We start from the raw sequence: 25,634 nt of genomic DNA, 5'->3' as shown, positions 1-25,634 counted from the left end.
CATGGTGTAAGCGCAAGGGCGTGCGGGTGGACGCGTTCACGTTCCGTTGTGAAATGATCTACCTGCTGTCTGCACCGGGTAGCTTGCTGTGGGAGGCGAGGCGTGACGGAACCGGGCGCGTACGGCGGTCCGACCGCCCTGCGCATCATGCTCGGCGTGCACCTGCGCCGTCTGCGGGAGGAGGCCGGGATCAGCCGGACCGACGCCGGCTGGGCGATCCGCGGCTCGGAGTCGAAGATCAGCCGGCTCGAACTCGGCCGCGTGGGCTTCAAGGTGCGCGACGTCGACGATCTGCTCACCCTCTACAAACTCGAGGACGAGAACGAGCGCGATCGCCTGCTGGCACTGGCGCGGGAGGCGAACAACCCTGGCTGGTGGCAACGGTACGACGACCTCACGCCGACCTGGTTCCATGCGTACCTCGGCCTGGAGATGGCGGCCGATCTGATTCGTACGTTCGAGTTGCAGTTCGTGCCCGGCTTGCTGCAGACGCCCGACTACGCGCGCGCCGTGGTCAGCCTCGGCCGGCTGGACGAGCCACTGGCGAAGGCCGAGGAGGACCGGCTGGTCGCGCTACGGACGACGCGCCAGCAGGTGCTCACCCGCCGGCGCCCGGCGCGGTTGTGGGCGGTCATCGACGAGTCGGTCCTGCGACGGCCGATCGGCAGCAAGAAGGTGCTCAAGGAGCAACTGGAGTACCTGATCGAGGCGTCGAAGCGGCACAACGTCACGCTGCAGATCATCCCGTTCGACAAGGGCGGTTACACCGCGACAGGTGGAGCCTTCACGCTGCTCCGCTTCACCGACACGGATCTGCCGGACATCGTCTACATCGAGCACCTGACCAGTGCGGTGTACCTCGACAAACGCGAGGAACTCGACGCGTACGTCGTCACCATGGACGCGCTGTCCATCGCCGCCTCCCAGCCCCGCCAGACCGAAGGCCTCATCCGCGCTGCCATCGACGCGCTCTGACCCACGGGTGGTTCAGCCCGCCAGTGCGCGGGGTTTCGCTGTGGGGCCGGGGCGGAGGGCAACTTCGCGCGGCGCGGGCTCGTGGCCGGCTTCGCAGCGGAGGACGACTGTGACGTGTGCGTCGCAGTCGCCGCGGTGGCGCGACTCGATGGGTGGGCCGCCGTCCAGTGGCAGGTACTGATCGCCCCACTGGATCATCGCGACCAGCACGGGATACAGATCCAGGCCGGCCTGGGTAAGGCGGTACTCGTAGCGTTCCCGCTGACCGGGCAGACGGTAGGGATGCCGGCGGATCAGGCCGCGCTCGATCAGCGCGGCGAGCCGATCGGTCAGGACCTGGCGGGGCACTCCGGCCCGCGTGCGGATGTCCTCGAAGCGCCGTACGCCGACGAAGAGTTCGCGCAGCACGTGGAACGTCCATTTGTCGCCCAGGATCTCCATCGTCCGGGAGATCGTGCAGTTCTCGGTCGACCAGCGCATCGCCTCAGGCACCTGCTCGTTCATGAGATCCAGGATAAGTCCGCTTGACAGACTCAGCCAACCCGAGCCAGGCTGAATCCGTGAACCAGACTCAGATGGGTACGCCGCTCATCCGCCGCGCCGGGGAACCCGACGCGGACGAGCTGGCGCGAATGCTGACCGGGCTGACCGACCTCAGCCTCTACTTCCGGTTCCAGACCGCGATCGGCCGGCCACCCCGGCCCGCGCTCTTGCTCCGGCTGCTCTGCCCCACCGGCGCGTCCTGGGTCGCGACCCGGGGTGACACGATCGTCGGGCACTCGATGTGGGCGTGGGCTCACGGCTACGAATCGACCGCCGAACTCGCGGTGATCATCAGGGAGGACGAACAGGGCCGCGGGCTCGGCGTGCGGATGCTGGCGACGGCCGCGGCCGGCGCGATCGCGGCAGGTGCCACCCGGTTCCTGTTCGTGGTCAGTCCGGCGAACGACCGGAGCCTCCGCATGATCCGCCGCCGGTGGCCGGAGGCAACGGTCGAGCGCGACGGCACGTTGCTGAACTTCGTCGTCGCGGCCCGCCTAACGGACCAGCCGGAAGAAGGCACGGATGTCGTCGACGAGCAGGTCCGGAGCCTCCAGCGCGGCGAAGTGCCCGCCGCGGTCGAACTCCGACCAATGGACGATGCGGTGCCGGCGGTCTAGCACCCGCCGGATCGCCGGATCGGTCGGGAACACCGCCACACCGGTCGGCACTCCGGACGGTTCGAGCGCGTCGTCGGCCGCGACCCGGTTCTCGTAGTACAGGTTGGCCGATGAGGCACTCGTGTTGGTGAACCAGTAGATCGATGCGTCCGTCAACAGATGGTCGAGGTCGACGGCGTCCTCGGGCAGCGCACGCGCCGGATCCGTCCACTCCCAGAACTTCTCCAGGATCCAGGCCAGTTGCCCGACCGGCGAGTCGCTCAACCCGAACGACACCGTCTGCGGTCGCGTGCCCTGCAGCTCGGCGTACCCGGTCCCGACCTCACGCAGCCGTTCGGCCGCCGCGAGCCGCTCCCGCTCGACCTCGGTCAGGTGCTCGACGTCCTCCGGCAGGATCGGTGGAAACGCCAGGCCGCCGTTGATGTGTACGCCGACGACGTGCGACGGATCGACGGACCCGAGCAGCGGGGACACGACCGATCCGGTGTCGCCACCCTGAGCGCCGTACCGCCGGTAACCCAACTCCCGCATCAGGACCGCCCACGCCTGCGCGATCCGGCGATGGTTCCAACCGGGGCTCTCGAGCGGGATCGAGAAGCCGTGTCCCGGCACCGACGGCGCCACGACATGGAAGGCGTCGCGCGGATCACCGCCGTACGACGCGGGGTCGGTGAGCGGACCGAGAATTGGGAGGAACTCCGCGACCGACCCCGGCCAGCCGTGCGTGAGGATCAACGGCAACGCAGCGGGCTCCGGCGAACGCACATGGAGGAAGTGGATCGTCTGCTCATCGATCCGCGTCGTGTACTGCGGATACGCGTTCAGCCGCGCTTCCCACGCCCGCCAGTCGTACGCCTGCCACCGCGCGACGATCCCCTGCAGGTACTCGACCGGTACGCCGCGATCCCACCCACTGCCCGGCAGTTGCCGTGGCCACCGAATCTGCCGCAACCGCGCGGCCAGATCCTCCAGTGCGGCGTCCGGAACGTCGATCCTGAAGTCGATCACGACTCAGAGATCGTGCGCGCGCTCATGCAACGGCTCGTAGAGCCCGAGCTCGCTTCCACCGGGCAACCGGATCGACGTCAGCACTCCCCACGGCTGGCGCTCCGGCGGCTTCACGAATTCCACCCCGTTCGCCGTCAACTCGGCGATCGTCGCGTCGAGGTCGTCGCACATCAGGAACAACTCGTGCGAGTCCACCTCGGCCGGATGCACCGCCACCTCGGCGGGCGGCAACTTGAAGATCAGCCAGCCGTGTCCGGCATCCACATGGGGATACCCGAGCACGTCCCGGAAGAAGTCCCGATCGGCCTCAGCATCGCGGCTGTAGATGATCACATGCGCACCGTTGATCATCTTCCGCACTGTAGTCGGCCCGCGCGGTTGGCGCGCGGGCCGACCGGTTCACGCTCAACCCCAATGTGCGCGTGGTGGCAGCGATCTCGGCTCCGAGTACGCCGTCACCCACGACAGCTCGGCGCCGAGGACGGCGATCGTGTCCCGATATCCCTTGCGCCGCAGGGCTTCCACAGTGGACAGCCCGGCCGCCGATGCACCGATGACCAGTGCCGTCACCGAGTCACCGGTGCGGTCCAGAGGCCTACGATGCCGTCGATCAGACCGGTCGCCATCTCCTGCCAACTGGCGCGCGCGGTCGGAGTGCCGTCGGCCAGAGCACGCTCGTACTCCGCCATCATCTGCACGATGAGGTTGCGAGCCATGTCGCCGCGCTCGATCCGCACCGGCAGCGGCAGCTCGGCGAGGCAACCGTTCAGGCCGTCGAGCACCTGCCGCATGGTCGGCGATGTCAGCGACTGCTCGACGATCACCTCGCGCAGCGACGGGTCCGTCATCAGTTGGGCGCTGAACCGGGCCAGCCAGGTCGGGCTGTCCAGACTGCCCAGGTAGTCCGTCGTCGACCGGACCAGGCAGGTGACCCAGTCCCGCACGTCGGGACTGCCGTCGATCCCGGCCAGCAGCTCGCGCCGCCGCTCCTCGATCGGCTCGGAGTGCCGCTGCATGATCGCCCGGATCAGATCGAGCTTGGTGCCGAAGTGGTACCCGACCGCGGTGTTGTTGCCCTGGCCGGCCGCCTCGCTGATCTGCCGGTTGGACACCTCGTGCACCCCGCGCTCGGCGAACAGCCGCTCGGCCGTGGTCAGGATCAGCTCGCGGGTCGCGTTCACCCGCTGGGTCCGCACCGTCTTCGCCATCATGCGACCGGACACCTCCCGTCTTCGTCACCGCGCGTCACGGACGATCACCTCCGCGTCGACTTCTCTTCCAGCTTGCCTCGCCGTCTTGTTTAAGTCAACCGCCTGACTTAACGTATGGTTGCGCAAACCAACTATCTTCTCGTCCCCTTCGGAGGCGTCGATGTCCGCTGTTCCCACCGAGGTCGATCCCGCCCCGGCGCCGGTTCGCACCGGTGCCGTCGTACCGGTGCTCGCTTCGGCCGGCATCACGGTCGCGCTGATGCAGACGCTGGTGATCCCACTGGTCCCGGAGTTGCCGCGGCTGCTGCACGCCTCGGCCGCCGGTACGGCGTGGGCGATCACCGCCACCCTGCTCGCGGCCGCCGTGGCCACGCCGATCATGGGCCGGCTCGGCGACATGTACGGCAAGCGCCGGATGCTGCTGATCAGCGTCGCGATGCTGGTCACGGGCTCAGTCGTCGCGGCGCTGAGCAGTTCGCTCACGCCGATGATCGTCGGCCGCGCCCTGCAGGGTCTGGCGTCCGGCGTGATCCCACTCGGCATCAGCATCATGCGCGACGAACTCCCCAGCGAGAAGCTCGGTACGGCGACCGCGCAGATGAGCGCGTCCCTCGGCGTCGGCGGTGCGCTCGGTCTGCCCGCGGCCGCGCTGCTCGCCGAGAACACCAACTGGCACAACCTGTTCTGGGTGTCGGCCGGCCTCGGGCTCGTCGTCTTCGGGCTGGTCCTGCGGTTCGTGCCGGAGTCGTCGGTGCGCTCCGGCGGACGGTTCGACGTACTCGGGGGTGTCGGCCTGTCGGCCGGACTGATCTCGTTGCTGCTGGCGATCTCCCAGGGCGCCGGCTGGGGCTGGACCAGCGGGCGGACGCTCGGTCTGTTCGCGTTCGCAGTCGTCGTACTGCTGGTGTGGGGCTGGTGGGAGCGCCGTACGACCGAGCCGCTGGTCGACCTGCGGACCACGGCGCGGCCGCAGGTGCTGCTGACCAACCTCGCGTCGATGGTGTTCGGGTTCGCGATGTTCGCGATGTCGCTGGTCCTGCCGCAGCTGTTGCAGATGCCCAAGGCAACCGGTTTCGGGCTGGGGCAGTCGATGCTCGCGTCCGGCCTGGTGATGGGCCCGTCCGGCCTGGTCATGCTGCTCACCGCGCCGCTGTCGGCCCGGATCTCGAAGACCCGCGGCCCGAAGGTCACGCTGATGCTCGGCGCCGTCGTCGTCGCGGCCGGCTACGGCTTCGGCAGCGTGCTGATGGGCTCGGTGTGGGAGCTCGTCCTGGTGTCACTGCTGATCGGCGCGGGCATCGGCCTCGCGTACGGCGCGATGCCGGCGCTGATCATGGCCGCCGTCCCGGTGTCGGAGACGGCGGCCGCGAACAGCTTCAACACCCTGATGCGCTCGATCGGTACGTCGGTGTCCAGTGCGGTGGCGGGCGTCATCCTGGCCCAGCTCACCATCAACCTCGGTGGCTACACGCTGCCGTCCCAGACCGGCTTCCGCGTGGTCCTGATCATCGGCGCCGGCGCGGCCCTGTCCGCCCTGGCCATCGCCTCGTTCATCCCGGCCCGCGGGGTCAGCGGATCGGTTCGAGGAAGGTGAGCACCCGGCTCGTCAGCAGCTTCGCCGCGGCTTCGTCGTACCCGGGCAGCGAGGAGTCGGCGAACAGGTGCACCTTGCCGGGGTAGAGGAAGAGTTCCGCCTCGTCGGTGCCGGCGACCAGGGCCCGTGCGGAGTCCAGGTCGCCGCCTTCCTCGGTGAAGAACGGGTCCTCGTCCATCCCATGGATCTGGACCGGTACGCCGGCCGGCCAGGACTCGCCGTACTCGGACACCGGCAGGCAGGCGTCGAAGAACAGCGCGCCCTTCGCGCCGGGACGCGTCTGCGCCAACTGCTGCGCCGGCATCACCCCAAGGGAGAAGCCCGCGTAGACGAGACCTTCGCCGAGCCCCTGGGCGGCCTGCACCCCGCGCTCGTGGACCACGCCGAAGCCGGTCTCCCGCGCGTACCCGATGCCTTCGTCGAGGGTGGCGAACGTGCGCCCCTCGTAGAGATCCGGCAGGTGGACGGTGTGGCCCGCCTGCCGTAGCTCGTCGGCGAAGGTCTTCACCCCGTCGGTGAGTCCCTGCGCGTGGTGGTACAGCACGACCTCGGCCATGATCCGCTCCAATGATCCAGATATTTCGAACAATCCGTGATGCTAGTCTAATCCGATCATGTCGATCAACAGCCCGGTGCCGGATTACGAGCTCGAGGACACCATCGAGCTGACGACGGCCGAGCAGGTCAGGGCGATCAGCGACCCGCTGCGGACGACGATCCTCGGCCTGTTGCACGAGCGCGCCGCGACCGTGACCGAGCTGGCCACCGCCGTCAAACGCCCGAAGAGCACCGTGGCTCATCACGTGAAGGTGCTGGCGGATGCCGGGATCCTGAAGGTCGTCCGGACCCGGCGGGTCCGCGCCATCGAGGAGCGGTTCTACGGCCGGGCCGCGCGGATGTTCTACGTCGGCCTCGGCCGGCGGGTGGACGGGGTCGAACTGCCGCCGGACTTCAACGACTTCGAGGTCGCCGCCGAGGAGTCCAGGACGGCGTACGACGCCGGACAGTTGCGGTCGTTCATCCGCCACGCCCGGATCCCGGAGGAACGCGCTGCGGAGTTCTGGCGTGCGGTCGACCGGCTGATCCACAGCTTCGACAAGCTGCCGCGCTCCGGCGACACCACCTATGGCTTCACTGTCGGTCTCTACCCGATCATCGATTACCCGACCCTGCCCCCACCGCCAGAGGACTGACTTGCTCCGCCGCCGCCCGATCGTCTCGGCCACGGCCACCTACCTGCTGGCGAGCGGTGTACCTCGGGATCGACCGCCGTGCTCGCGCCGCTGGAGTCACTCGCGCGCTGAGCGGTAGGCGCTCGGGGTGGTGTTGGTCAGTTGGCGGAAGACCCGGGCGAAGTGCTGGCTCGAGCTGAAGCCAAGGGACAGGGCCAGTGCGGTGATGGTCAGGTCGCTGGACTCCAGGAGCTGCCGGGCGCGGTCGATGCGGCGCTCGTTGAGGTAGCGGTGCGGCGGTTGACCGAGATGGTCGGCGAACAGCTCGGCCAGGTACGACGGCGCGAGGCCGACCCGGTCAGCGAGCCGTCGAAGCGTCCAGTGTTCGTGGAACTCCTGCTCCAGCAGGCGTTTCACGGTCCGCACCGCCGGATGCATCGCCAGTTGTGGCGCGGCGGTCGGCGCCATCGCCCGCGCGACCGACAGCACCAGGTGATCGACCGCGAGCGCCAGCCCGGTGTCGGAGTACTCGTAGCGGGTGGTCAGCTCCCGGACGAGTTGCGCGAAGGCATGCGCGACCTCGCCCGCCTCGCGGTGCACGACGGTTGTGGGCCAATCCAGGGTCAGCGCGGGCTGGCGTCGTACGACGGGATCCAGGTCGATGGCGGCGAAGTAGAAGTGGTGGTTGCCCGAACGACCGGCCAGATGATGCACGAGACCAGGAGGTACGGCGAACAGATGGCCGGGCTGGAGGAGGTAGCTCGCCTCACCGGCCACCCAGCGCGTCACACCGTGCAACTGCAGGTAGATCTCCCACACCGGATGCTGGTGTGGCTCGATCAGGAACTGCTCCGGGACCCACTGCTCACCGGCGTGCACGAGACCGCTGACAGGGTCGTGTACGTCGGCGTGGAAGCCCGCGCGCAGCCCATGAGGCTGGGTCAGAGACACCTGAAGATTGTGTCCAGTCGACTGAACAACGGCAACGCGGCGGATCGTCGCGCTTTCCTACAGTTGCCGGCATGACAGAACTTCCCGGGCCTGACGACATCGCCTTCTATCGCGAGCACGGCTACTGGATCTCGCCGGTGATCGTGCCACCCGACGTACTCGACGCGGCCGAGCGCGGCATGGAGCGCTTCTACGCCGGCGACCACGACCACTCCCTCCCCGACCTGCCGGCGACACGTGGCTGGCAGCCGTCGGACGGCGACGTACTGCGGAAGAACGACTACTCCTCGCTCCGCGTCGACGAACTCGCGGCGCTGGTCCGGCACCCGGCGATCGGTGCGACGGCCGCCACACTGTCCGGTGCGGACGGGATCCGGCTGTGGCACGACCAACTGCTCCGGAAGCCGGTGGGCGGCTCGGCGCGCGTGGGGTGGCACACGGACCGGCAGTACTGGCAGTCGTGTACGTCGGACGACATGCTCACCGCGTGGGTCGGGTTCCACGACGTCGACGAGGTCAACGGCGCAGTGTCGTTCCTGCCCGGCAGTCACCGCTGGGACATCACCGGCCTCGACTTCTTCTCCCAGGACGCCGATGCCCTCGAGGCCTCGATCGTCGCGCAGGGCTTCGACCCGACTCCCGTCGTACCCCGGATGCGCCGCGGCCAGGTCAGCTTCCACCACTGCCGCACCGTCCACGGCAGCTCCGCCAACCGCAGTACGTCGGCCCGCCGCGCGCTGGCCATCCACCTCCAACCCACCACCAACCGTTGGCGCCCCGGCGCGAGTCACCCGAACGACACCCTGGCCCGCACCGACCCCACCATCGACGGCCCCGACTACACCGACCCCGCGATCCAGCCGTTGCTCTGGCCAACCGATCCGAAATAGCCCCCAACGCCCCGTGGCCGCTGTTCGTCTGGATAGGTGACAGGACGGCGGCAGGAAGGTGTCGATGGCTGACTGGGAGCACGTCTTCAGAGACCTGCTGGCGGCGCGCGGCGCGTCCTTGCGGGCGTACGCGTACCTGCTGACGGGTGAGTCCGCCGCGGCGGCCGACCTGGTGCAGGACGCGCTGCTGCGGGTCTTCAGCCGGCTGCGGGTCAGCGACGACGTCTCACAGCTGGAGAGCTATGTCCGGCGCGCGATGCTCAACCAGTACGTCGACGGACACCGCCGAGCGCGGTTGTGGCGGGCGAACCGGCACCTGCTGGTGGACCCGGTCGAGTACCACGACGACGACCGGACCACCACCGACGAGGTCCGGCAGGCGCTCGCCACCCTGTCCCCCAAGCAGCGTGCCTGCGTCGTACTGCGGTACTACGAGGATCTGTCCGTCCTCGAGATCGCGGACCAGCTCGGCTGCGCGGAGGGCACGGTGAAGCGCCATCTCGCCGACGCCCGCGCCAAGCTCGCCACCCAACTCGCCGTACCAGAGGAGACGACGCGATGACTTCCGACAACCTGAGACACCTCTTCAAGACCGTGGCGGCCGAGGGCACCGACAAGGTCCAGCTCGACCAGGACCACCTGCTCCCACGCATCCGCCAGCGCCGCCGCCGGCGTTTCGCGATCACCGGCCTCACCGCCGTGGCCGCCACGGCCGTGATCGCCGCCGGCGCGTACGCCGTACTCCCGGGTGGAACCGATGCCGAGGTGGCCAAGAAGCCCGCTCCGGCCAGCCCGGCGGCGATGCCCCTGCCCAAGTGCGGATCGACGATCGCCAAGGGGTTCCCTCCGCACGTGCCGTCGGGTTTGGAGGGTCTGGTGCTGACCAGCCCGGCGGTAAAGGGAACCAAAACGGGCTGGGGTGGAAGCCTGAGCTTCGACGTCACGCTCCCACGTTCCCTCGAGTTCCTGGCCGACTCGGCGGAGCTGGCAGTGCTGCAGAACCACAAGGTGGTCGGGCATGCGGTCCTGACCTTCACGAAGCCTCCCGCCTCGCCGGAGCTCCTGACCAACCTCGACCTCCGGGCCTGCGGCTCCGGCCGCCCGGTGCCCGGCCCCGTCATCCTGTACGGCAAGTTGTTCCCGGGCCAGCACCCGGTCAGCTTCTTCCAGCTGGAGCTGGTTCCGCGCTGACCTTGAGAAACGGACCACGGTCCGTTAAGGTCGCTGGCATGGATGTCCGTGCGGGACTCGAGCTGATCAGGGAGCTCGGCAGCCAGGACTACTGGCTGGCCGTGCTCGTCACCCGTCGCCGGTCCGGGGAGCCGGCTGTCTCGGTCGTGAATGCGGGCGTCCTGCCGCATCCACTCACCGGTGAGCCGGTCGTCGCCCTGGTCGCACGCGGCCGGACGGCCAAACTCACCTATCTGCGCCGGGATCCGAATGCGACGCTCGTGTTCCGGGCGGGCTGGCGGTGGATCGGGGTCAGCGGGCCGGTCGAGCTGGCCGGGCCTGACGACCCGCTGCCCGGACTCGACGCGGAGCAGTTGCGGCTACTGCTGCGCGACATCTACCACGCGGCGGGCGGACAGCATCCGGATCTCGACGAGTACGACCGCGAGATGGTCGCGGACCGACGTACGGCGGTTCTGCTCAAGCCCGAGCACTTCACCAACAACCCGGCCGGGGCCGACCACGTGGAGGACGAATGATCGCGCCGGTTCCCGGGCCCGGGACGATCCAGGTCTGGTCGGATTTGCTGTGTCCGTTCGCGTTCGTGGCCGTTCATCGGCTCCGGACGGCGCGGGAGCGGCTCGGTCTTGACGGCCAGGTGCACCTCGATCACCACACGTTCGCGCTCGAGTTGTTCAACGGTCCGCACTCGAGGCCGGGCACCGACAGCGAGGCCGTCGGTCTCGGTCAGGTGGCGCCGGAGCTCGAGTTCCGGCTGTGGACGCAGCCGGACTGGACCTATCCGTCGACCGTGCTGCTCGCGGCCGAAGCCGTGCATGCGGCGAAGGAACAGGGGCTGCGCGAGTCGGAGGATCTCGACTACGCGTTGCGCTGCGCCTTCTGGCAGGAGTCGCGCTCGATCGGGCACCGCCAGGTGATCCTCGACGTCGCCAAGGAGGCCGGCTCGATCGACGTCACCGCACTCGCCGCGGCCCTGGACGACGGCCGCGCCCGAGCCACCGTCACGGCCGACCACGCCGTCGCGACCACCGACGCCATCCAAGGCAGCCCTCACCTGTTCCTCCCCGACGGCACCAACATCCACAACCCCGGCATCACCGTCCACTGGGAAGGTCCGTACGCCTCCGGCTACCCGATAGCCCAGAACACCAACCCCACCTGGCCCGACCACCTCCTGAAGCAGGCCGTCTGAGCTCCCAGCCACCCGTGATCCGGCCGAGGGTTACTGACGCGCCTCGGGGTGACTGACGACGTAGTCGCGGAAGCGGCGGGCGGCTGGGGAGGCGGCTGGGCCGGTGGGGAGGACGAGGTCTACTCGGCGGCGGAGGTCGGGGCCGGCTAGCGGGACCAGGCGTACGGCGGAGGTGTCGAGGGCCAGGCCCTCGGGGATGAGAGCGATGCCGACGCCGGCCGAGACGAGGTCGAGCAGCATCGTCCACTCGTTCACCTCGCACACGACGTCGCGCTCGATACCTGCCTCGTCGAAGGCGGTGTCGAGCACCTGACGAATCGCCCACTGGGGAGGCGTTTCGACGAAGCGCTCGGTGGCGAGATCGGTGAGCTTGACGGCGTCCGCCGAGCTGAGCGGATGAGTCGGAGTACAGGCGAGCACCAGCGGCTCGGCAACGAGCGGAACGACCTCGAGACCGGCGACCCGATCCGACACGAGTGACACGAGCGCACAATCAAGGTGGCCGTCGGCAACCATCTCCACCATCGCCAGCGCCGGCAGTTGCTGCACACGGATCCGCACCGACGGGTGATCAACAGCGAACGCGGCCAGCCAGGACGACACCGGTAGCGTGTGCCCGGCGGTCTGCAGGGCGCCGATGCGCAGTTCGCCGGCCATCACCCCCTGCGTGTCCTGCACGGCCTGCCGCGCGTTGACCGCCGCCTCCAAGGCCAGGCGCGCCGCCGGCAGCATCGCGAGCCCCTCGGCCGTCAGCCGGACCGGACGAGTGCCGCGCACGAAGAGCGGCGCACCGACTTCCTTCTCCAGCGCCCGGATCGACGTGGACAGACCGGACTGCACGATGTGCTCACGCTCCGCCGCCCGGGTGAAGCTCCGCTCCTCCGCGAGCGCGACGAAGTGGCGCAGATGCCGAAACTCCATCCCTCGACTGTATCTCTCTCAGAGATGGAATCCATCTAGAACTGTCCCACCAGAGCTGGTATGCCCGGGCAGCGCGGCCCTGTTCGGTCTCAGTAGACCGATGTCCCTCCAGAGAGGCCACGCCCGCGATGACTACCACCGCCGCACCTACGATCGCCCGTACGACGAGAGCCCGGCACCTGACCGGGTTCTGGTTCGTCGCCGCCGCGTTCCTGACCCTGATGGCGTTCGGGACCGTCCCGACGCCGCTCTGGCCGATCTACCAGGACCGCGACCACTTCGGTGCCACCACGGTCACCGTCGCCTTCGCGGTCCTGGTGATCGGCGCCGCGGCGGCCTTCCACCTACTCGGCCATCTGTCCGACCGGCTCGGCCGTCGGCGCATCATCGTCCCCGCGCTGCTCACCGGCATCCTGTCGTCCGCCGTACTCGCGATCTGGCCAGGCCTGCCGGCCTTGCTGGTGGGCCGCGTGCTCACGGGCGTCGCGGTCGGACTGATGGCGTCCACGGCGACGGTGTATCTGACCGACCTCCATCACGCCGCTCACCCCGACGAGCCTCGGTCGTCGATGCCGGCGCTGGTGGCGACCGCGTCGAATCTGGGTGGCCTCGCACTCGGTCCCCTGGTGGCTGGTGCGCTCGCGCAATGGGCACCGGCTCCGCTGCGGACGTCGTACACGATCTTCGGCGCGCTGATGATCGTGCTGCTCCTGCTCGTCCTGTCGACGCCGGAGACGGTGGACATCGAGGCCAGAGGCAACGATCGGCCGGCCAGGTTCGCACTGCTCCCCGGCCGGGGTGCGGCCTTCGGGTCCGCGGCCGCGGTGGGGTTCTTCGCCTTCGCGGTGATGGGGCTGTTCTCGTCGCTCGGCGCGATCATCGTCCGCGGTCAGCTTGGCATCACGTCGTACTTCGTCGCGGGACTGGCGCCGTTCACGGCGTTCGCGGCCTCGGCCCTCGCACAACTCGCCCTGCTCCGCGCGAGCCAGGCCGTGGCGCTCGTGACCGGGACCATCACCTTCCCGGTCGGCCTTGCCCTGACCGCGGTCTCGCTCTACCACCCGATGCTCTGGCTGGCGCTCGTCGCGGCGGCCTTGAGCGGTGGCGGCGCCGGCCTGCTCTTCAAGAGCGCGGTCGCCGAAACCGTCGGCGCCGCCGCCCCGGCCTCACGTGCGGGTGTGCTGGCGACGTTCTTCGTCATCGCCTACCTCGGCATGAGCCTCCCGTCGATCGCGTTCAGCATCGTGATCCACCAGGTCGCACTCCAGCCCGCGATGATCGGCTTCGCCGCAGTCCTGTCCCTCGGGGCGATCGCGGCCGTCATCACCGCGCGCCGACACAAGTGATCGCTTGACCTGGAGTGCACTCCAGATCGGATGATGGGAGGCATGACGTCATACGCACCGGCCGAGGCGTCCGAGCGCACCGGCCTCAGCCTGGACACCCTGCGCTACTACGAACGCCTCGGCCTCTTCGGTCCGGTACGGCGTACGACCGGAGGCAAGCGGATCTACAGCGAGCACGACGTGGCGTGGCTGCGGCTGCTGATCTGCCTGCGCCAAGCCGGCCTGGGGATCACCGACCTGCAGCGGTTCATGGGCAGCCTGCGGAACCGCACGAACGGCAACGCGGGCGTGGTCCAGCTGCTGGAGAGCCACCGCGACCGGCTGCGCGACGAGATCGCGAAGATGAACGTCGCGCTGGGTGTCCTGGACGACAAGCTCAACTACTACAGGACGGCGGACGCCCGTGAAACCGCTGATTCCACTCAGAGGAAGTAGGGGTACGGCAGCTCCGGCTCACTGGCCGTGTCCAGCCGTTCCACCTGTTCCGGCGTCAGCGACCATCCGACCGCGCCGAGGAGATCGTCGAGGTACCTCGGCAACCGCGGGCCGATGATGGGCGCGGTGACGCCGGGCCGCTGCATCAGCCAGCGGACGGCCACCTGCGGCATCGTCCGGCCGGCGTCCTTCGCGACCGCCTCCAGCTCGTCGATCACACCCCAGGTGTGGTCGTTGGCGTACCGGTCCCAGGAATGCGTTCCGGGCCCTGCGGCCTTGCTGTCCGCGGGCGGCGCCGTCATGCCACGCCGGAAGGCGCCCGACAACCAACCGGAACGCAGCGGGGACCAGGTGATCACGCCGAGGCCTTCGTTCCGGCAGACCGGAAGCAGTTCCCACTCCGGACTCCGGTCGAGCAGGGTGTAGAGCGGCTGCAGACTGGCGAAGGACTCCCAGCCGTTCTGCCGGCACAGGTCGATCGCCTTCTGCAGATGCCACGCGTGGAAGTTGCTGGCTCCGATGTAGCGGACCTTGCCGGACCGCACCAGGGTGTCGAGGGTCGACAGTGTCTCGGTGAGCGGCGTGTCGTTGTCCCACAGATGCAGCTGGTAGAGGTCGATGTAGTCCGTCCCGAGACGGCGCAGGCTCGCGTCGACGGCGTCGAGGATGTGCTTGCGGGACAGTCCGCGGTCGTTCGGCTGTGATCCCATCGGGCCCCAGACCTTGGTCGCGATGACGAGGTCCTCCCGCCGTTGCGTCTTCAGCCAGCCGCCGAGCACCTCCTCCGACCGGCCGGCGCCGTACACATCGGCGGTGTCGATGAACGTTCCGCCCGCGTTCGTGAACTTGTTCAGGATCTCCGCGCTGTCCTGCTCGTCCGTCTGCCCGCCGAACATCATCGCGCCGAGACACAGTTCGCTGACCTTCAGCCCGGTTGCTCCGAGGTTTCTGTATTCCATGTGTCGACGTTAGAACCTGGAGTGCACACCAGCTCAAGCCTTTTTCTGTTGACTTCACCGGTGCCTGGCGACCCTCGGATCCACCGATCGGGGGACGGTGGATCAGCCGGTGGATCGGCCGGTCGGTGGATCGTGGCGGCGGCCGGACGGGCGCACTGTTGCCTTATCGGGACGGATCAGCCGGACCCACAGCAGAAAGAAGAACCGAAATGCCCAGCACGACCGCAGCCGGCAGGCCGAAGGCCTGGATCATCGCTACCGTCGCCGCCAGCTGCCTCGCGGTGGCGGGTATCGCCACCGCCGCCGTCATCGGAGTCCGGGAGCCCGCGCACGCAAGTGCCGCGACCCCGCCGACCGGCGCCAGCTCGTCCGGCCAGTACCAGCCGGGCACTGGCGGCCACGGCCTGACGCCGGCGAACAATCCCGTTGTGGTCCCGTCGGCTGCCGTGAAGTCGCTGCAGCAGCAGCTCGCGCAGCTCAATTACTACGACGGGCCTGTCACGGGGATCGAGAACACGAACACCATGTACGCCATCCAGTACCTGCAGCGCGACGCGCACCTGCCGCAGACCGGCCAGCTGAACGCCGCGACCCGGGCCGCGCTGAACTCGATGCTGGTGCACGGCAACAACCAGATGGCCAACTGACCACAGACTTGCGGCCCGCTCCGGCGGGCCGCAAGCGCTGGGGAACTTAAAGGTATTCAGATTCTGAGTTATGCTCAGATCATGGCTCGATGGACCGCAGCCGACGTACCCGATCAGTCCGGGCGGATCGCCGTGGTGACCGGCGCGAGTGCAGGGCTGGGCCTGGAGACCGCGAGAGTGCTGGCCGCGCGTGGTGCAACGGTCGTGCTCGCTTGCCGCGACACCGCGAAGGGGGCGGCGGCGCTCGGTGGGGCGCGTGTGGTGGAACTCGACCTGGCCTCGCTGCGGTCGGTTCGTGAGGCCGCCGAGAACATCCGTTCGACCTGTCCGCGGCTGGATCTGCTGGTCAACAACGCCGGTGTGATGAATGTGCCGTTCCAGCGCACCGAGGACGGCTTCGAGCTCACGTTCGGCACCAACCATCTCGGACATTTCGCACTCACCGGGCTGTTGCTCACCCACCTGTTGCGGACGGCCGGATCGCGGGTCGTCACCGTCACCAGCAACGCCCACCGGCGTGGACGCCTCGACCTGGATCCAGAGCAGGAGTACAAGCCTGGTACGGCGTACGACCGCTCGAAGCTGGCAAACCTCTTGTTCGCCTACGAACTGCAGCACCGCCTGGATGCCGCCGGAGCCACGACCGCCTCGCTGGCCACGCACCCAGGCAACGCCCGCACCGACCTGTGGCGAACGAGCTCGCGACTCGAACGGGTCCTGATCGGGCGAGCCCTGCGACCGGTCAACTTCTGGCTCGCCCAGGACGCCCACCAAGGCGCGCTGCCGCAGCTCCGCGCGGCGACCGACCTGTCCGCGCGCGGCGGCGAGTGCTACGGGCCGGACGGTTGGTTCCAGTACGCCGGCTCGCCGGTCCGGGTCCGGACGAGCCCTTCGTCGTACGACGGTGAGGCGGCGATGCGGCTGTGGACACTGTCCGAGCAGCTCACCGGGGTCAGCTATCCGGTGGCCGCATGAGTCGGCCGTCCTACCACCACGGGAGTCTCAGGGCGGCACTGATCGACGACGCGATCGAGCTCATCACCGAGCGCGGCGTCGCGGCCTTCTCCCTCGCGGAGTCCAGCCGCCGGCTGGGGGTCGCCGTCAGCGCGCCGTACGCACACTTCGCCGGCCGCGCCGACCTGCTCGCCGCGGTGTGCGTCCACGCCCTCGAACTCTTCCGCGACGAGCTGGAGCCGAGACTCGCACGGTCGGCCACACCGGCCGACCGGCTCGCGGCGATCGCGCGGGCGTACGTCCGTTTCGCCTCTTCTCACCGGGCGTTGTTCCAGCTGTTGTTCTCGACCGAGTTCGGATCGAGCTTGGACAAGACCCGTCATCCCGAGATCGCGGCTGCCGAACGGCCGATCGACGAAGTGTTCCTGGACTCGGTGAAGGCCTTCACCCCGGACGGACTCGCGGCGGAAGCCCTGGCCGGCGCCGTCGAGGCGACCGCTCATGGTCACGCGACGCTTCTCCTCGACGGCCGCTTCGGCACCGGACCCCGCGCGACCACCCGGGCCGCCACCTCCGCCGCCCGCGCCACTCTCGCGCTACTCGACGGCCGCGACCAGCTCCGCCCACCACGACCCGCCCGGAAGCCGACGTAGTATCCAGCCGGTTGGCAGCAGTGAACCAAGGAGGGCACATGACCGATCGACCGAGCACCGACGCGGACCGCGGTGCCTCGTCCTCACCAGTGCCGGTGATCGACGCGGTGGCCTTCGACGCATCGGACCCGGACGCGCTCGCACGTTTCTGGCAGTCACTGCTCGGCGGCGAACTGCGCCCGGCCGAGGACGGCGTCACCGAGCTGCACGGCGCCGCCGTCCGCCTCGACTTCGTCCGGGTCCCGGAGACCAAGCAGGCCAAGAACCGCCAGCACCTGGACCTGTACGTCCCACCCGACACCCGCAACGACGCCATCGACCGCGCCCTCCAGCTAGGCGCCTCCAAAGCCGACGACATCTACGACGGCGGCCTCTGGCAATGCATGCGAGACCCCGAAGGCAACGAATTCTGCTTCGTCTGGGGCGCAACCTCCGGCCCGGCCGGCGACTAGCGGTCCTCGGCGACCACAAGGATGGCGCCGGCGGGTACGACGACTCGGCCGGCGACTCGGTCGCCGCTCACCAGGTCGGTGCCGGTGGTGACGACGTGACCGTCCGCATCCTCGTGATTGATGACGAAGAGGTAGCGTCCGCTCTCCCCGCTGCGGCGTACCACCTCCACGCCGTCCGACGCCTCGGCGACCGGAGCGACGTCGACGTACTCGAGCACCAGATCGGCGAAGCGCTGCAGGTCGTCCTCCTCGAGGTGAACCGAAAGGTAGGTCACGCTGCCCAACCCGAGCGTGCGGCGGGTGACGGCCGGCACGCCCTCGAGCTCGCCCTCGGCGATCGACGCGAGTACGTCGGCGTCGCGGACGTGCAGGTGCTCCGTCCAGACCGTGGCGGTCCAGCCGTTGTCGAGGCGGCGGCTGTCGCCGTGCAGCAGCGGGTGGAACTCCTCCGCGACGACACCGACGAGGTCCCGGAACGCGCCCGGGTAGCCGCCCGCGATGATGCGGTTGGCGGGGTCGGCGATCCCGGACAGGTAGGTGACGACGACATGGGCACCGGCGCGCGCCGCGCGCTCGAGCCGCCCGGCGAGCCCGGGCTGCTGCAGGAACAAGTTCGGAACGACGATCAGGCCGTAGCCGTCCAGTGCGGTGTCGGGCGCCACGACGTCGACGACACGGTGGCGGCGGGTCAGGGCACGGTGCAGCAGCATGGGTGTCTCGAGGTAGTCGACGTCGACCGTCGGCTTGCGGCCCGAGCGCAGCGCCCAGAGCGACGAGTAGTCCCAGAGCATCGCGATCGAGCCGCGGTCGACGGTGGTACCACGAACTTCACCCAGCCGCTCCAGCATGGCGCCGAGATCCCGCGACTCGCGCCAGACCTTCGACGACGTGCCGGCGTGCGGCAGCATCGCCGAGTGGAACTGCTCGGCACCCGCCGTCGACTGCCGCCACTGGAAGAACATCACGCCGTCGGCGCCGCGGGCCACGTGCGCGATGCTGTTGCGCAGCATCTCGCCCGAGGCTTTGGCGCGGTTGCGCGGCTGCCAGTTCACGGCGCTTGTCGAGTGCTCCATCAGCAGCCACGGCCGGCCGCCGGCCAGGCCGCGGCACCGGTCGGCGCTCATCGCGAGCTCCCAGTGCCGCTCGGAGTCGTCGGCCCGGGTGTAGTGGTCGTTCGAGACGAGGTCGACCTCCTGCGCCCAGCGCGCGTAGTCGACGACGGCAACGTCGCGGTTGACCATGAAGTTCGTGGTCACCGGTACGTCGGGGGTGAGACGGCGCAACTGGTCACGCTCGGCCTCGTAGTGGGCGAGCAGTGCGTCCGAGGAGAAGCGCTCGAAGTCGAGCAGCAGGCCCGGGTTGTGCGAGCCGGCGTGCACCGACGGCGCCGGCACCTGATCGAAAGAGGCGTACCGGTGCCCCCAGAAGGCGGTGCCCCAGGCGTCGTTGAGGGTCGCGGGGTCGCCGTACCGCTCGCGCAACCACACCTGGAACGCGGCCGTCGAGGTCTCGCAGTAGCACCGCGCGTTCTCGTTGCCGATCTCGTTGCTGACATGCCACATCCGGAGCGCCGGGTGGTCGCCGTACCTCTCGGCGAGCACGCGGCCGATCCGCAGCGCGTACTCACGCAGCGCCGGAGAGCTCGGGCACCAGCCCAGCCGCGCACCGGGAGCGGAGCGCATCCCGCGCACGTCGACGCGGAGCATCTCCGGGTGGTCGCGGTACAGCCAGTGCGGCGGCACCGCGGTCGGAGTGGCCAGGATGGTGCCGATGCCGTGTTCGTGCAGCAGGTCGATGATGCGATCGAGCCAGCCGAACTCGTAGACACCGTCGGCGAGCTCGAGCTCGCCCCAGGCGAAGATGCCGAGGTTGACGGTGGTGACGCCGGCCTCGCGCATCAGGCGCGCGTCTTCGAGCCAGACTTCCTCGGACCACTGCTCGGGGTAGTAGTCGGCGCCGTAGGCCAGACCGGCCGCGAGCCAGCGGAACTCGCGGGGCGCGGTCTGGTCGGCGGCGACGCTGACGAAGGTTCCGCGCTGTTCGAGGGGCGGCTCCATGCGAGCCGGGGCGGGGGGTGTGGTGGTCATCGGATCACGATCGCGTCGAGGAGGCCGAGCTCGGGCAGGCGGAAACGCACCGTCTTGCCGTCGCCGGACTCGGTGGGGTGGATGGTGAAAGGGAGGTCCTGGCCGAGCGCGAGCGAGCGCACCTCGGCGGGCGTGACGTCCACGAGCAGCTCTACCTCGAGGTCGGCCAGGGTGGCGGGAGCGGTGAACTCGCGCCCGTGGTGCCCGGTGTAGTTGACGGCGTGCAGCACCGTCTCGCCGTCGGGGCGGCACATCACGGTGAACTCGACGTACGGCGAAGTGTTCGACTCGAGCTGACGGACCCCGCGCGCGGCCGCGACGACCGCACGGCAGATCACATCGCGGTGACCGGGCAGCCCGAGGTCGTGGAACAGCGCACCAGGCAACCACGGCAGGTACGCGACCCGGCCGCGACCGTGCTCGCGCCACAGCAGGCCGCTCACCTCGGTCTCGTGCTCAGGACTCCAGTGGATCTTCTCCGGCGGGCCGTACGGCGCCGGTGGGATCAGGCGCATCGCGCTGACGGCGTCCGGATGCGGCTCCACCTCGGCGAAGCGGCGATCCAGCATGAGCAGCTCGCGGCCGAGCACGGCCGCGCCGAAGCCTGGTACCTCGTCGCCGGGCAGCACGCGCAGGTACGAGCCACGCACGTCCTTCTCCGCGGTGAGCCGGCGCAGCACGCGGCTCGCGGGCAGGCTCGCGAGGGCGAACTCGTCGCCCTCCCCCGTGACGGGGTCGCCGAGCCCGGGCTCGCCCGTGACGACGAGCCCGCCGCCCGCGGCGACGTACTCGTCGAGCACCGCGGCGTCGGCCTCGCTGAGGCTGATCACGTTGGGCAGCACGACCACGTCGTAGCGGGCGAGCCGGCCGTCACCGATCGATGTCTCGGGCAACAGATCGAAGGGGAGGTGCCCTTCTCGCAGCGCCTTCGTGATGCCACGGCGCTCCGAACGTCCGCGGTCGATGCCGTCGGGTACGCCGAGGCGCCGCTCGGTGTCCGCGGAGGAGACGACCGCGACCCGGGCGGCCGGCACCGCATCGGTGTAGTGCTCGGCGTGATCGCGGTGGAACCGCAGCACGGCGCCCATCGCGTCGAAGCTCCCGGCCGGAATCGTGGCAGGAATGCCGATCTGGTACACGCACGGGTTTCCGCCGTACGCGATGGTTTGAGCGGCCTGCAGCCCGAGGAAGTCCTGCTGCTCGATCTCGAAGCGGTACGTCATGTCGGCGAACACGCCGAGCGTCAGCCACACCGGCCGCTCGGGGCGTTCGGTGCGATAGCGCAGTACGTCGTCGCCGGCGCCGTGGATCCAGAACGGCGCCGAGAGATACACACCGGTGCCCGACTCGCTGAACGCGATGTCCGCGTCCTGCCGCAGGCTCAGCGCGATCCCGGGGTCGCGGTCCGCGATGAACCGCCGGATGCGCGTCGACAGCGCGCTCATGACGTGGGCGATGTAGCGCTTCCACTCCAGGTACGCCGGGTCGTTCCAGTCCCGCTCGGCCGGCAGGGCCGACCCGGCGAAGTCGCGGAAGCCCGCCACGCAGCTGTCACAGCGGCAGATGTCGTACGGGTGGAGGGAGTAGTCGTGCTCGGTGAAGTGGAACCAGTTGAAGAACACGCCGTCCAGCGAGTACCGGTCGAGCGCCTCGGTGAGGATGTCGAACAGGCGCTCCTGGTAGTAGGGACCGCTCGGGCAGGTGCTGACCAGCCCGTTGTAGACAGGCGAGTTGCCGTTCCGGTCGCGGAACAACCACTCCGGATGCCGCAGCCCGATCTCCAGGTCCACCTTCGCGAAGTCGAAGCGCCCGATCAGCCGGATGCCGGCCGCGTGTGCGGCCTCGACGGCGTCGCCGATCAGGTCGCCGCTCGCCCGCTCCGCCAGCCACGGACTCCGGTGCTGGTACTCGAGGTCGCTCGGGTAGAACGAGACGATGCCGCCGGCGTTCAGCAGCCAGGCGTCGGCCCCGATCGAGCGCATGTGCGCGATGATCGCGTCCACGTCCAGGCCGGCATCGATCTCGCGAATGTTGGACTGGTACGCGCGCCATGGCCGCGACCACCACGGCGCGCGTTGCGGCATCTCCACCTGCCCTCTCGAACCGGTCACTTCGCCGCCGCGTAGGAGGCAGCGAATTCCTTCTTCATGGCGTCGCCGCCACCGGACTTCCAGCGCGAGCGGAGGTCGGCCAGCTCCTGGATGGAACGGCGGCCGGTCACGATGCCCGACTCGTAGTCGACGATCAGTTGCTTGAGCGCCGCCGCCTTCGAGATGGCGGTGTTGCTGACGAGGCCGATCGACGGGTCCGCGACCGCCACCGGTACGACGCGCTCGAGCTGCTTCTGCGCTTCGTTCGCGCGCTCCGGGTGACCCGGGAAGTAGACCTGTGCCTCGTACGTCTCGACCAGGTAGTAGAGGTTGCGCTCCGTCTGGATCTTCTCGTCCTCGGTCGGGACCGGCTGGTTGTCCTGCATGGCGAAGTGGCGACCCTGTTGGCCGTACATGAGGAACAGGTACTCCTCGCTCCCGAACGGCGAGGCCCACCAGTTCATGATCTGCAGCAGCTCGTCGATCCGCTGGTCGTCCTTGACGCTCGACGGGATCCCGGCGAAGCCGAACGCGCCGCTGTTGGACCACACGCCGGGCTTGCCGCCGTCGTGGCCCGGGGGCACGATCGTCTTCGCGCCCTCGACGAAGAAGCGATCGAAGAGCGGCACGATGCTCACGCCGTAGTACCCGGCCCGGCCGCTGAGCCAGAGGTCGTCGGCCGTGTTGTTGTCCTCGGCCGGCGCATCCGGATACCAGACGCCCGCCTTCCAGAGGTCAGCGGCGTAGGTCAGGGCCTGCTCGTACTCGTCCGACTCGACGAAGTGGCTGAACGCGCCGTTGTCCACGCGCCAGTTGTTGGGCACGCGGAACGACTCCTTGATGAAGTTCAGGCCGTTGCTCAGCGTCGAGAAGGCGTAGGTGTCGCCGGTGGTCTTGCCCTTCGGGTTGGCCTTGGTGAAGGCCACGAGCACCTGCTTGAGCTCGTCGGAGTTCTTCGGCTCGTTCGGGTACCCGAGCGCCGCCGCCCAGTCCTGCCGGTACAGCTTTCCGCCCAGCGGCTTGGTGATGGCGTGCGGTACGCCGTAGATCCGGTTCTCGACGGAGGCGTCCTGCCAGGCGTACGTCGGGATGCCGGCCAGGTTCGGGTAGGCCTTGACGCCGTCACCGGACAGCCGATCGGTCAGGTCGAGGAACGCACCCTGCTTGATGCTGCGAGCCGCGGCCGGGGCGATCACCGTCGTGACGAAGGTGAGGTCGGGCAGGTCGTTCCCGGCGATCGACGCGGCGAGCTTGTCGGCGTACGACGCGCTCGGGGCGAGCGTCGGCTTGATCTCGACCCCGAGGCGCTTGTTGAGCTCCTGCCACCACGGGTTGTCGCCGAGAGCCGGAGGCGGGGAGCGGAAGAGCGGCTGGAACGTGGTCACCGTGCCGCCCTTGCCCGGCACGTTCGGCACCGACTTGAACGGTGTGCCGAAGCTCGGGTAGGCGTTCGGGACGCCGTCGACCTTGCTGACGATCGCGCCGTCGACCTGCTTCGGCGCGACGTACGTGGGAAGCACGAGCTTCTTGCCGGCGGCGCCGGAACTCGACCCGGCGGTGTTCTGCGAGCAGGCCCCCAAGACCCCCGCGGCAGCGACGCCGAGCCCCAGCCTGAGTGCCGTACGACGCGAGAACGCGCGCGGCAGCCCAGGGACAGGTGTCCTCGAACTGTTCATCGTTTTCCTTTCGGTACAGGTGGATCCGTCAGCCTTTGATGGCTCCGGTGAGGACGCCCTTGGTGAAGTAGCGCTGCGCGAAGGGGTAGGCGATCAGGATCGGCAAGGTGGCCAGCGTGACGATCGCCATCTGAATGGTGCGCGGGGTCGTCAGTGAGTCCTGACGGTTGGAGAGCGCCAGCTGGTCGAGCGGCGATCCCTGGATGACGTACTGGTTCAGCACGAGCTGGATCGGCCACTTGCCGGCATCGTTGAGGTAGATCATCGCGTTGAAGAACTCGTTCCAGTACGAGACCGCGTAGAAGAGCGAGAGCACCGCGATGACCGCCCGCGAGAGCGGCACGACGACCCGCCACAGGATCTGCCACTCGTTCGCGCCGTCGAGGCGGGCCGAGTCGATCAGTTCCTGCGGCAGCTCCATGAAGAAGTTGCGGATGACAACGAGGTTGAAGGCACTCACGAGCCCGGGGAGGATCAGCGAGGCGAGTTGGTCGATCAGCCCGAGCTGCTTGACCAGAAGGTAGTTGGGGATGATGCCGGCCGAGAACAGCATCGTGAACAACACCATCAGCAGTACGGCGCGCGAGCCCGGCACCTCCTTGGTCCGGGTGAGGCCGTACGCGAGCAGGATCGTGAAGACCATCGACAGCACGGTGCCGACGGCGGTCACCCCGACGCTGACGATCAGCGCCTTGAGTACGACGTTGCCCGCGAGCACGGACTGGTAGGCGGCGAGTGTGAGCTCACGCGGCCAGAGCAGGAACCCCCGTGTCTCCCGCAGCGCGTGCGCGGTGGACAGGCTCGCCATCACCACGTAGATGAACGGGTACAGCATGACCACGACGATGATCGCGATGACGATCGCCTTGATCGCCCTGGTCCACCAGTGCGTCGGCTCCTGCCAGGCCGGGCGCAGACTGGGTTTGCGCACCCGGCGGACAGTGGCGTTGAGCTGTGCCATCAGAAGACCCCCTGCCCGCCGAACCGCTTGGCGACGCGGTTCGCCGCGATGACCAGCGCCGTACCGACGAGGCCCTTGGCGACTCCCGCCGCGGTGGCTATTCCCCAGTCGCCGCCGACGATGCCGCGGTAGTAGACGAAGGTGTCGAGCACCTGGGCGTTGTCCTGGCCGACCGAGTTCTGCTGCAGCAGGATCTGCTCGAAGCCGACGGTGAGCACGCTGCCCAGCCGCAGGATGAACAGCAGCACGATGACCGAGGTGATCCCTGGCAGCGTCACGTGCCACATCCGCTTCCACGGTCCCGCGCCGTCGACCGACGCCGACTCGTACTGCTCGGCGGGGATGAGGCTGATGGCGGCGAAGAAGATGATCGTGCCCCAGCCGATCTCCTTCCAGATGACCTGCGAGGTGACGAGCACCGGGAACAGGTCCGGGTTGGCCATGATGTTGATCGGACTTCCACCGAGCGACTCGACGAAACCGGTGAGCATGCCGTCGCCGCCGAGCACCTCCTGCCAGATCGAGACCACGACGACCCAGCCGATGAAGTGCGGCAGGTAGACGATCGCCTGCACGACGCGCTTGGTGCGTTCGGAGATCAGGCTGTTGAGCAGCAGCGCGAGGGCGATGGGCGCCGGGAACGCGAACACCAGCTGCAGGAAGCTCAGCACCAGGGTGTTGCGCAGCGCGATGCCGACGTCGGGGTCGGTGAACAGCGCGGCGAAGTTCTGCAGACCCACCCACGGGCTCGCGAAGCCCTGGAACGGCGAGTAGTCCTGGAACGCGATCACGTTGCCCAGGAGCGGCACGTACTTGAAGACGACGAAGAACAGGAACCCCGGGAGGATGAACAGGTACATCCAGCGCGCCGACCAGATCCGCTTGCGCAGCGGGTGTTTGGCGGCCGGCCGAACGGGCGCGCGACCGGCCGGCACGACCGGCGCGGGATCCGGCCGGGGTGCTGTGCCGGAGGCGGGCCGCACGGCTGCCGGTGATCCTCGGGGCATCTGGCACTCCAGGGTTCGGGCCGGCTGACTGCCGGTGGCATCTTCGCGATTGCCCGCCACAATGGCGCATTAGACCGGTAAAATCAACGGTTCTGAGGTCTT

27 protein-coding genes and 2 pseudogenes are annotated in these 25,634 nt (G+C 68.9%); 15 read left to right on the top strand and 14 right to left on the bottom strand.

Going from position 1 to position 25,634, the window contains the following annotated elements; translation table 11 throughout:
* Window positions 1–102 precede the first annotated feature (102 nt).
* Window positions 103–975, top strand: a complete 873-nt coding sequence (locus ACGFH6_RS36360) for a helix-turn-helix domain-containing protein (protein ID WP_393393500.1) — start codon at window positions 103–105, stop codon at window positions 973–975.
* Window positions 976–987: 12 nt separating this feature from the next.
* Here ACGFH6_RS36360 and ACGFH6_RS36355 read toward each other — a convergent pair whose 3' ends face one another.
* Window positions 988–1,479: a winged helix-turn-helix transcriptional regulator gene (locus ACGFH6_RS36355; RefSeq protein WP_393393497.1), complete on the bottom strand. Its 492-nt coding sequence runs from the start codon at window positions 1,477–1,479 to the stop codon at window positions 988–990.
* Between the two features lie 71 nt (window positions 1,480–1,550).
* Here ACGFH6_RS36355 and ACGFH6_RS36350 point away from each other — a divergent pair.
* Window positions 1,551–1,934: pseudogene (locus tag ACGFH6_RS36350) on the top strand (GNAT family N-acetyltransferase); the annotation flags it as partial.
* Between the two features lie 78 nt (window positions 1,935–2,012).
* Here ACGFH6_RS36350 and ACGFH6_RS36345 read toward each other — a convergent pair.
* Genes ACGFH6_RS36345 through ACGFH6_RS36330 form a run of 4 tightly spaced genes read right to left on the bottom strand, consistent with a single transcriptional unit; the run spans window position 2,013 to window position 4,354 of the window.
* On the bottom strand, window positions 2,013–3,143 hold the full coding sequence (locus ACGFH6_RS36345; RefSeq protein ID WP_393393495.1) for an epoxide hydrolase family protein: 1,131 nt from the start codon (window positions 3,141–3,143) through the stop codon (window positions 2,013–2,015).
* A 3-nt stretch (window positions 3,144–3,146) separates the two neighbouring features.
* Window positions 3,147–3,494 carry a VOC family protein gene (locus ACGFH6_RS36340; protein WP_393393493.1) on the bottom strand — a complete coding sequence of 116 codons (348 nt, stop codon included), beginning with the start codon at window positions 3,492–3,494 and terminating at the stop codon, window positions 3,147–3,149.
* A gap of 54 nt (window positions 3,495–3,548) precedes the next feature.
* Complete coding sequence (locus ACGFH6_RS36335; RefSeq protein WP_393393491.1) at window positions 3,549–3,713, bottom strand: hypothetical protein; 165 nt, start codon at window positions 3,711–3,713, stop codon at window positions 3,549–3,551.
* Window positions 3,710–4,354 carry a TetR/AcrR family transcriptional regulator gene (locus ACGFH6_RS36330; RefSeq protein WP_393393489.1) on the bottom strand — a complete coding sequence of 215 codons (645 nt, stop codon included), beginning with the start codon at window positions 4,352–4,354 and terminating at the stop codon, window positions 3,710–3,712. The genes ACGFH6_RS36335 and ACGFH6_RS36330 overlap by 4 nt, the downstream gene beginning before the upstream one ends.
* A gap of 160 nt (window positions 4,355–4,514) precedes the next feature.
* Between ACGFH6_RS36330 and ACGFH6_RS36325 the strand changes: the two genes are divergently transcribed.
* Window positions 4,515–5,948 carry an MFS transporter gene (locus ACGFH6_RS36325; RefSeq protein ID WP_393393487.1) on the top strand — a complete coding sequence of 478 codons (1,434 nt, stop codon included), beginning with the start codon at window positions 4,515–4,517 and terminating at the stop codon, window positions 5,946–5,948.
* On the opposite strand, the gene ACGFH6_RS36320 is transcribed toward ACGFH6_RS36325, so the two are convergent.
* Entirely contained in the window at window positions 5,923–6,504 is a 582-nt protein-coding gene (locus ACGFH6_RS36320) for a dienelactone hydrolase family protein (RefSeq protein WP_393393484.1), read from the bottom strand. The genes ACGFH6_RS36325 and ACGFH6_RS36320 overlap by 26 nt on opposite strands.
* A gap of 58 nt (window positions 6,505–6,562) precedes the next feature.
* Here ACGFH6_RS36320 and ACGFH6_RS36315 point away from each other — a divergent pair, with 58 nt between their 5' ends.
* Entirely contained in the window at window positions 6,563–7,141 is a 579-nt protein-coding gene (locus ACGFH6_RS36315; protein WP_393393481.1) for an ArsR/SmtB family transcription factor, read from the top strand.
* Between the two features lie 96 nt (window positions 7,142–7,237).
* On the opposite strand, the gene ACGFH6_RS36310 is transcribed toward ACGFH6_RS36315, so the two are convergent.
* On the bottom strand, window positions 7,238–8,071 hold the full coding sequence (locus ACGFH6_RS36310) for an AraC family transcriptional regulator (RefSeq protein ID WP_393393479.1): 834 nt from the start codon (window positions 8,069–8,071) through the stop codon (window positions 7,238–7,240).
* Window positions 8,072–8,142: 71 nt separating this feature from the next.
* On the opposite strand from ACGFH6_RS36310, the gene ACGFH6_RS36305 reads away from it, so the two are divergent.
* The 5 genes and pseudogenes from ACGFH6_RS36305 (at window position 8,143) to ACGFH6_RS36285 (ending at window position 11,344) form a co-directional block, all read left to right on the top strand.
* Complete coding sequence (locus tag ACGFH6_RS36305; RefSeq protein WP_393393476.1) at window positions 8,143–8,961, top strand: phytanoyl-CoA dioxygenase family protein; 819 nt, start codon at window positions 8,143–8,145, stop codon at window positions 8,959–8,961.
* A gap of 55 nt (window positions 8,962–9,016) precedes the next feature.
* Window positions 9,017–9,523 (top strand): annotated as a pseudogene (locus ACGFH6_RS36300) (RNA polymerase sigma factor); the annotation flags it as partial.
* Window positions 9,520–10,152, top strand: coding sequence for a hypothetical protein (locus ACGFH6_RS36295; protein ID WP_393393473.1), 633 nt, complete (start codon window positions 9,520–9,522; stop codon window positions 10,150–10,152). The pseudogene ACGFH6_RS36300 and the gene ACGFH6_RS36295, both read left to right, overlap by 4 nt.
* A gap of 38 nt (window positions 10,153–10,190) precedes the next feature.
* On the top strand, window positions 10,191–10,670 hold the full coding sequence (locus tag ACGFH6_RS36290) for a pyridoxamine 5'-phosphate oxidase (RefSeq protein WP_393393470.1): 480 nt from the start codon (window positions 10,191–10,193) through the stop codon (window positions 10,668–10,670).
* Complete coding sequence (locus tag ACGFH6_RS36285) at window positions 10,667–11,344, top strand: DsbA family protein (RefSeq protein WP_393393467.1); 678 nt, start codon at window positions 10,667–10,669, stop codon at window positions 11,342–11,344. The genes ACGFH6_RS36290 and ACGFH6_RS36285 overlap by 4 nt, the downstream gene beginning before the upstream one ends.
* Before the next feature lie 30 nt (window positions 11,345–11,374).
* On the opposite strand, the gene ACGFH6_RS36280 is transcribed toward ACGFH6_RS36285, so the two are convergent.
* Window positions 11,375–12,265, bottom strand: a complete 891-nt coding sequence (locus ACGFH6_RS36280; protein WP_393393464.1) for a LysR family transcriptional regulator — start codon at window positions 12,263–12,265, stop codon at window positions 11,375–11,377.
* Window positions 12,266–12,393: 128 nt separating this feature from the next.
* Here ACGFH6_RS36280 and ACGFH6_RS36275 point away from each other — a divergent pair, with 128 nt between their 5' ends.
* Entirely contained in the window at window positions 12,394–13,611 is a 1,218-nt protein-coding gene (locus ACGFH6_RS36275; RefSeq protein WP_393393461.1) for an MFS transporter, read from the top strand.
* 42 nt (window positions 13,612–13,653) lie between these two features.
* On the top strand, window positions 13,654–14,046 hold the full coding sequence (locus ACGFH6_RS36270) for a MerR family transcriptional regulator (protein WP_393393458.1): 393 nt from the start codon (window positions 13,654–13,656) through the stop codon (window positions 14,044–14,046).
* Here ACGFH6_RS36270 and ACGFH6_RS36265 read toward each other — a convergent pair.
* On the bottom strand, window positions 14,034–15,005 hold the full coding sequence (locus ACGFH6_RS36265) for an aldo/keto reductase (RefSeq protein ID WP_393393455.1): 972 nt from the start codon (window positions 15,003–15,005) through the stop codon (window positions 14,034–14,036). The genes ACGFH6_RS36270 and ACGFH6_RS36265 overlap by 13 nt on opposite strands.
* Window positions 15,006–15,214: 209 nt before the next feature.
* Here ACGFH6_RS36265 and ACGFH6_RS36260 point away from each other — a divergent pair, with 209 nt between their 5' ends.
* The 4 genes from ACGFH6_RS36260 (at window position 15,215) to ACGFH6_RS36245 (ending at window position 17,711) form a co-directional block, all read left to right on the top strand.
* Window positions 15,215–15,652, top strand: a complete 438-nt coding sequence (locus tag ACGFH6_RS36260; protein WP_393393452.1) for a peptidoglycan-binding protein — start codon at window positions 15,215–15,217, stop codon at window positions 15,650–15,652.
* Window positions 15,653–15,733: 81 nt separating this feature from the next.
* On the top strand, window positions 15,734–16,627 hold the full coding sequence (locus ACGFH6_RS36255; protein ID WP_393393450.1) for an oxidoreductase: 894 nt from the start codon (window positions 15,734–15,736) through the stop codon (window positions 16,625–16,627).
* Complete coding sequence (locus ACGFH6_RS36250) at window positions 16,624–17,259, top strand: TetR/AcrR family transcriptional regulator (RefSeq protein WP_393393447.1); 636 nt, start codon at window positions 16,624–16,626, stop codon at window positions 17,257–17,259. Before ACGFH6_RS36255 ends, ACGFH6_RS36250 begins: the two co-directional genes overlap by 4 nt.
* Window positions 17,260–17,297: 38 nt before the next feature.
* The gene (locus ACGFH6_RS36245) at window positions 17,298–17,711 is read left to right on the top strand and encodes a VOC family protein (RefSeq protein WP_393393444.1); all 414 of its coding nucleotides are present in this window, start codon (window positions 17,298–17,300) and stop codon (window positions 17,709–17,711) included.
* Here the strand turns inward: ACGFH6_RS36245 and ACGFH6_RS36240 are convergent.
* From ACGFH6_RS36240 to ACGFH6_RS36220, 5 genes are read right to left on the bottom strand one after another with little or no spacing between them, the layout of a single operon-like run.
* Window positions 17,708–19,798: a beta-galactosidase gene (locus ACGFH6_RS36240; RefSeq protein ID WP_393393441.1), complete on the bottom strand. Its 2,091-nt coding sequence runs from the start codon at window positions 19,796–19,798 to the stop codon at window positions 17,708–17,710. The two genes, ACGFH6_RS36245 and ACGFH6_RS36240, sit on opposite strands and share 4 nt — an antisense overlap.
* Window positions 19,795–21,882 carry an alpha-amylase family protein gene (locus ACGFH6_RS36235; protein WP_393393439.1) on the bottom strand — a complete coding sequence of 696 codons (2,088 nt, stop codon included), beginning with the start codon at window positions 21,880–21,882 and terminating at the stop codon, window positions 19,795–19,797. Before ACGFH6_RS36235 ends, ACGFH6_RS36240 begins: the two co-directional genes overlap by 4 nt.
* A gap of 23 nt (window positions 21,883–21,905) precedes the next feature.
* Window positions 21,906–23,564 (bottom strand): extracellular solute-binding protein, encoded by a 1,659-nt coding sequence (locus ACGFH6_RS36230; protein WP_393393435.1) that lies wholly within the window; start codon window positions 23,562–23,564, stop codon window positions 21,906–21,908.
* Window positions 23,565–23,592: 28 nt separating this feature from the next.
* Window positions 23,593–24,525 carry a carbohydrate ABC transporter permease gene (locus tag ACGFH6_RS36225; RefSeq protein ID WP_393393432.1) on the bottom strand — a complete coding sequence of 311 codons (933 nt, stop codon included), beginning with the start codon at window positions 24,523–24,525 and terminating at the stop codon, window positions 23,593–23,595.
* Window positions 24,525–25,532, bottom strand: coding sequence for an ABC transporter permease (locus ACGFH6_RS36220; protein ID WP_393393429.1), 1,008 nt, complete (start codon window positions 25,530–25,532; stop codon window positions 24,525–24,527). Before ACGFH6_RS36220 ends, ACGFH6_RS36225 begins: the two co-directional genes overlap by 1 nt.
* Window positions 25,533–25,634: the final 102 nt, after the last annotated feature.

It is taken from the genome of Kribbella sp. NPDC049227 (assembly GCF_043197265.1).
In the GTDB taxonomy this organism is placed as follows: domain Bacteria; phylum Actinomycetota; class Actinomycetes; order Propionibacteriales; family Kribbellaceae; genus Kribbella.
Note: the sequence above shows the minus strand (reverse complement) of the source record. Positions and strands in the feature narration are given on the sequence as shown.

What these genes read in the sequence shown, in the direction of transcription:
- ACGFH6_RS36245 (WP_393393444.1), top strand. Translation starts at nt 17,298, where the DNA reads ATGACCGATCGACCGAGCACCGACGCGGACCGCGGTGCCTCGTCCTCA.
- ACGFH6_RS36355 (WP_393393497.1), bottom strand. Translation starts at nt 1,479, where the DNA reads ATGAACGAGCAGGTGCCTGAGGCGATGCGCTGGTCGACCGAGAACTGC.
- ACGFH6_RS36290 (WP_393393470.1), top strand. Translation starts at nt 10,191, where the DNA reads ATGGATGTCCGTGCGGGACTCGAGCTGATCAGGGAGCTCGGCAGCCAG.
- ACGFH6_RS36235 (WP_393393439.1), bottom strand. Translation starts at nt 21,882, where the DNA reads ATGCCGCAACGCGCGCCGTGGTGGTCGCGGCCATGGCGCGCGTACCAG.
- ACGFH6_RS36265 (WP_393393455.1), bottom strand. Translation starts at nt 15,005, where the DNA reads ATGGAATACAGAAACCTCGGAGCAACCGGGCTGAAGGTCAGCGAACTG.
- ACGFH6_RS36330 (WP_393393489.1), bottom strand. Translation starts at nt 4,354, where the DNA reads ATGATGGCGAAGACGGTGCGGACCCAGCGGGTGAACGCGACCCGCGAG.
- ACGFH6_RS36295 (WP_393393473.1), top strand. Translation starts at nt 9,520, where the DNA reads ATGACTTCCGACAACCTGAGACACCTCTTCAAGACCGTGGCGGCCGAG.
- ACGFH6_RS36225 (WP_393393432.1), bottom strand. Translation starts at nt 24,525, where the DNA reads ATGGCACAGCTCAACGCCACTGTCCGCCGGGTGCGCAAACCCAGTCTG.
- ACGFH6_RS36315 (WP_393393481.1), top strand. Translation starts at nt 6,563, where the DNA reads ATGTCGATCAACAGCCCGGTGCCGGATTACGAGCTCGAGGACACCATC.
- ACGFH6_RS36340 (WP_393393493.1), bottom strand. Translation starts at nt 3,494, where the DNA reads ATGATCAACGGTGCGCATGTGATCATCTACAGCCGCGATGCTGAGGCC.
- ACGFH6_RS36325 (WP_393393487.1), top strand. Translation starts at nt 4,515, where the DNA reads ATGTCCGCTGTTCCCACCGAGGTCGATCCCGCCCCGGCGCCGGTTCGC.
- ACGFH6_RS36220 (WP_393393429.1), bottom strand. Translation starts at nt 25,532, where the DNA reads ATGCCCCGAGGATCACCGGCAGCCGTGCGGCCCGCCTCCGGCACAGCA.
- ACGFH6_RS36305 (WP_393393476.1), top strand. Translation starts at nt 8,143, where the DNA reads ATGACAGAACTTCCCGGGCCTGACGACATCGCCTTCTATCGCGAGCAC.
- ACGFH6_RS36320 (WP_393393484.1), bottom strand. Translation starts at nt 6,504, where the DNA reads ATGGCCGAGGTCGTGCTGTACCACCACGCGCAGGGACTCACCGACGGG.
- ACGFH6_RS36285 (WP_393393467.1), top strand. Translation starts at nt 10,667, where the DNA reads ATGATCGCGCCGGTTCCCGGGCCCGGGACGATCCAGGTCTGGTCGGAT.
- ACGFH6_RS36230 (WP_393393435.1), bottom strand. Translation starts at nt 23,564, where the DNA reads ATGAACAGTTCGAGGACACCTGTCCCTGGGCTGCCGCGCGCGTTCTCG.
- ACGFH6_RS36280 (WP_393393464.1), bottom strand. Translation starts at nt 12,265, where the DNA reads ATGGAGTTTCGGCATCTGCGCCACTTCGTCGCGCTCGCGGAGGAGCGG.
- ACGFH6_RS36250 (WP_393393447.1), top strand. Translation starts at nt 16,624, where the DNA reads ATGAGTCGGCCGTCCTACCACCACGGGAGTCTCAGGGCGGCACTGATC.
- ACGFH6_RS36240 (WP_393393441.1), bottom strand. Translation starts at nt 19,798, where the DNA reads ATGACCACCACACCCCCCGCCCCGGCTCGCATGGAGCCGCCCCTCGAA.
- ACGFH6_RS36270 (WP_393393458.1), top strand. Translation starts at nt 13,654, where the DNA reads ATGACGTCATACGCACCGGCCGAGGCGTCCGAGCGCACCGGCCTCAGC.
- ACGFH6_RS36260 (WP_393393452.1), top strand. Translation starts at nt 15,215, where the DNA reads ATGCCCAGCACGACCGCAGCCGGCAGGCCGAAGGCCTGGATCATCGCT.
- ACGFH6_RS36275 (WP_393393461.1), top strand. Translation starts at nt 12,394, where the DNA reads ATGACTACCACCGCCGCACCTACGATCGCCCGTACGACGAGAGCCCGG.
- ACGFH6_RS36255 (WP_393393450.1), top strand. Translation starts at nt 15,734, where the DNA reads ATGGCTCGATGGACCGCAGCCGACGTACCCGATCAGTCCGGGCGGATC.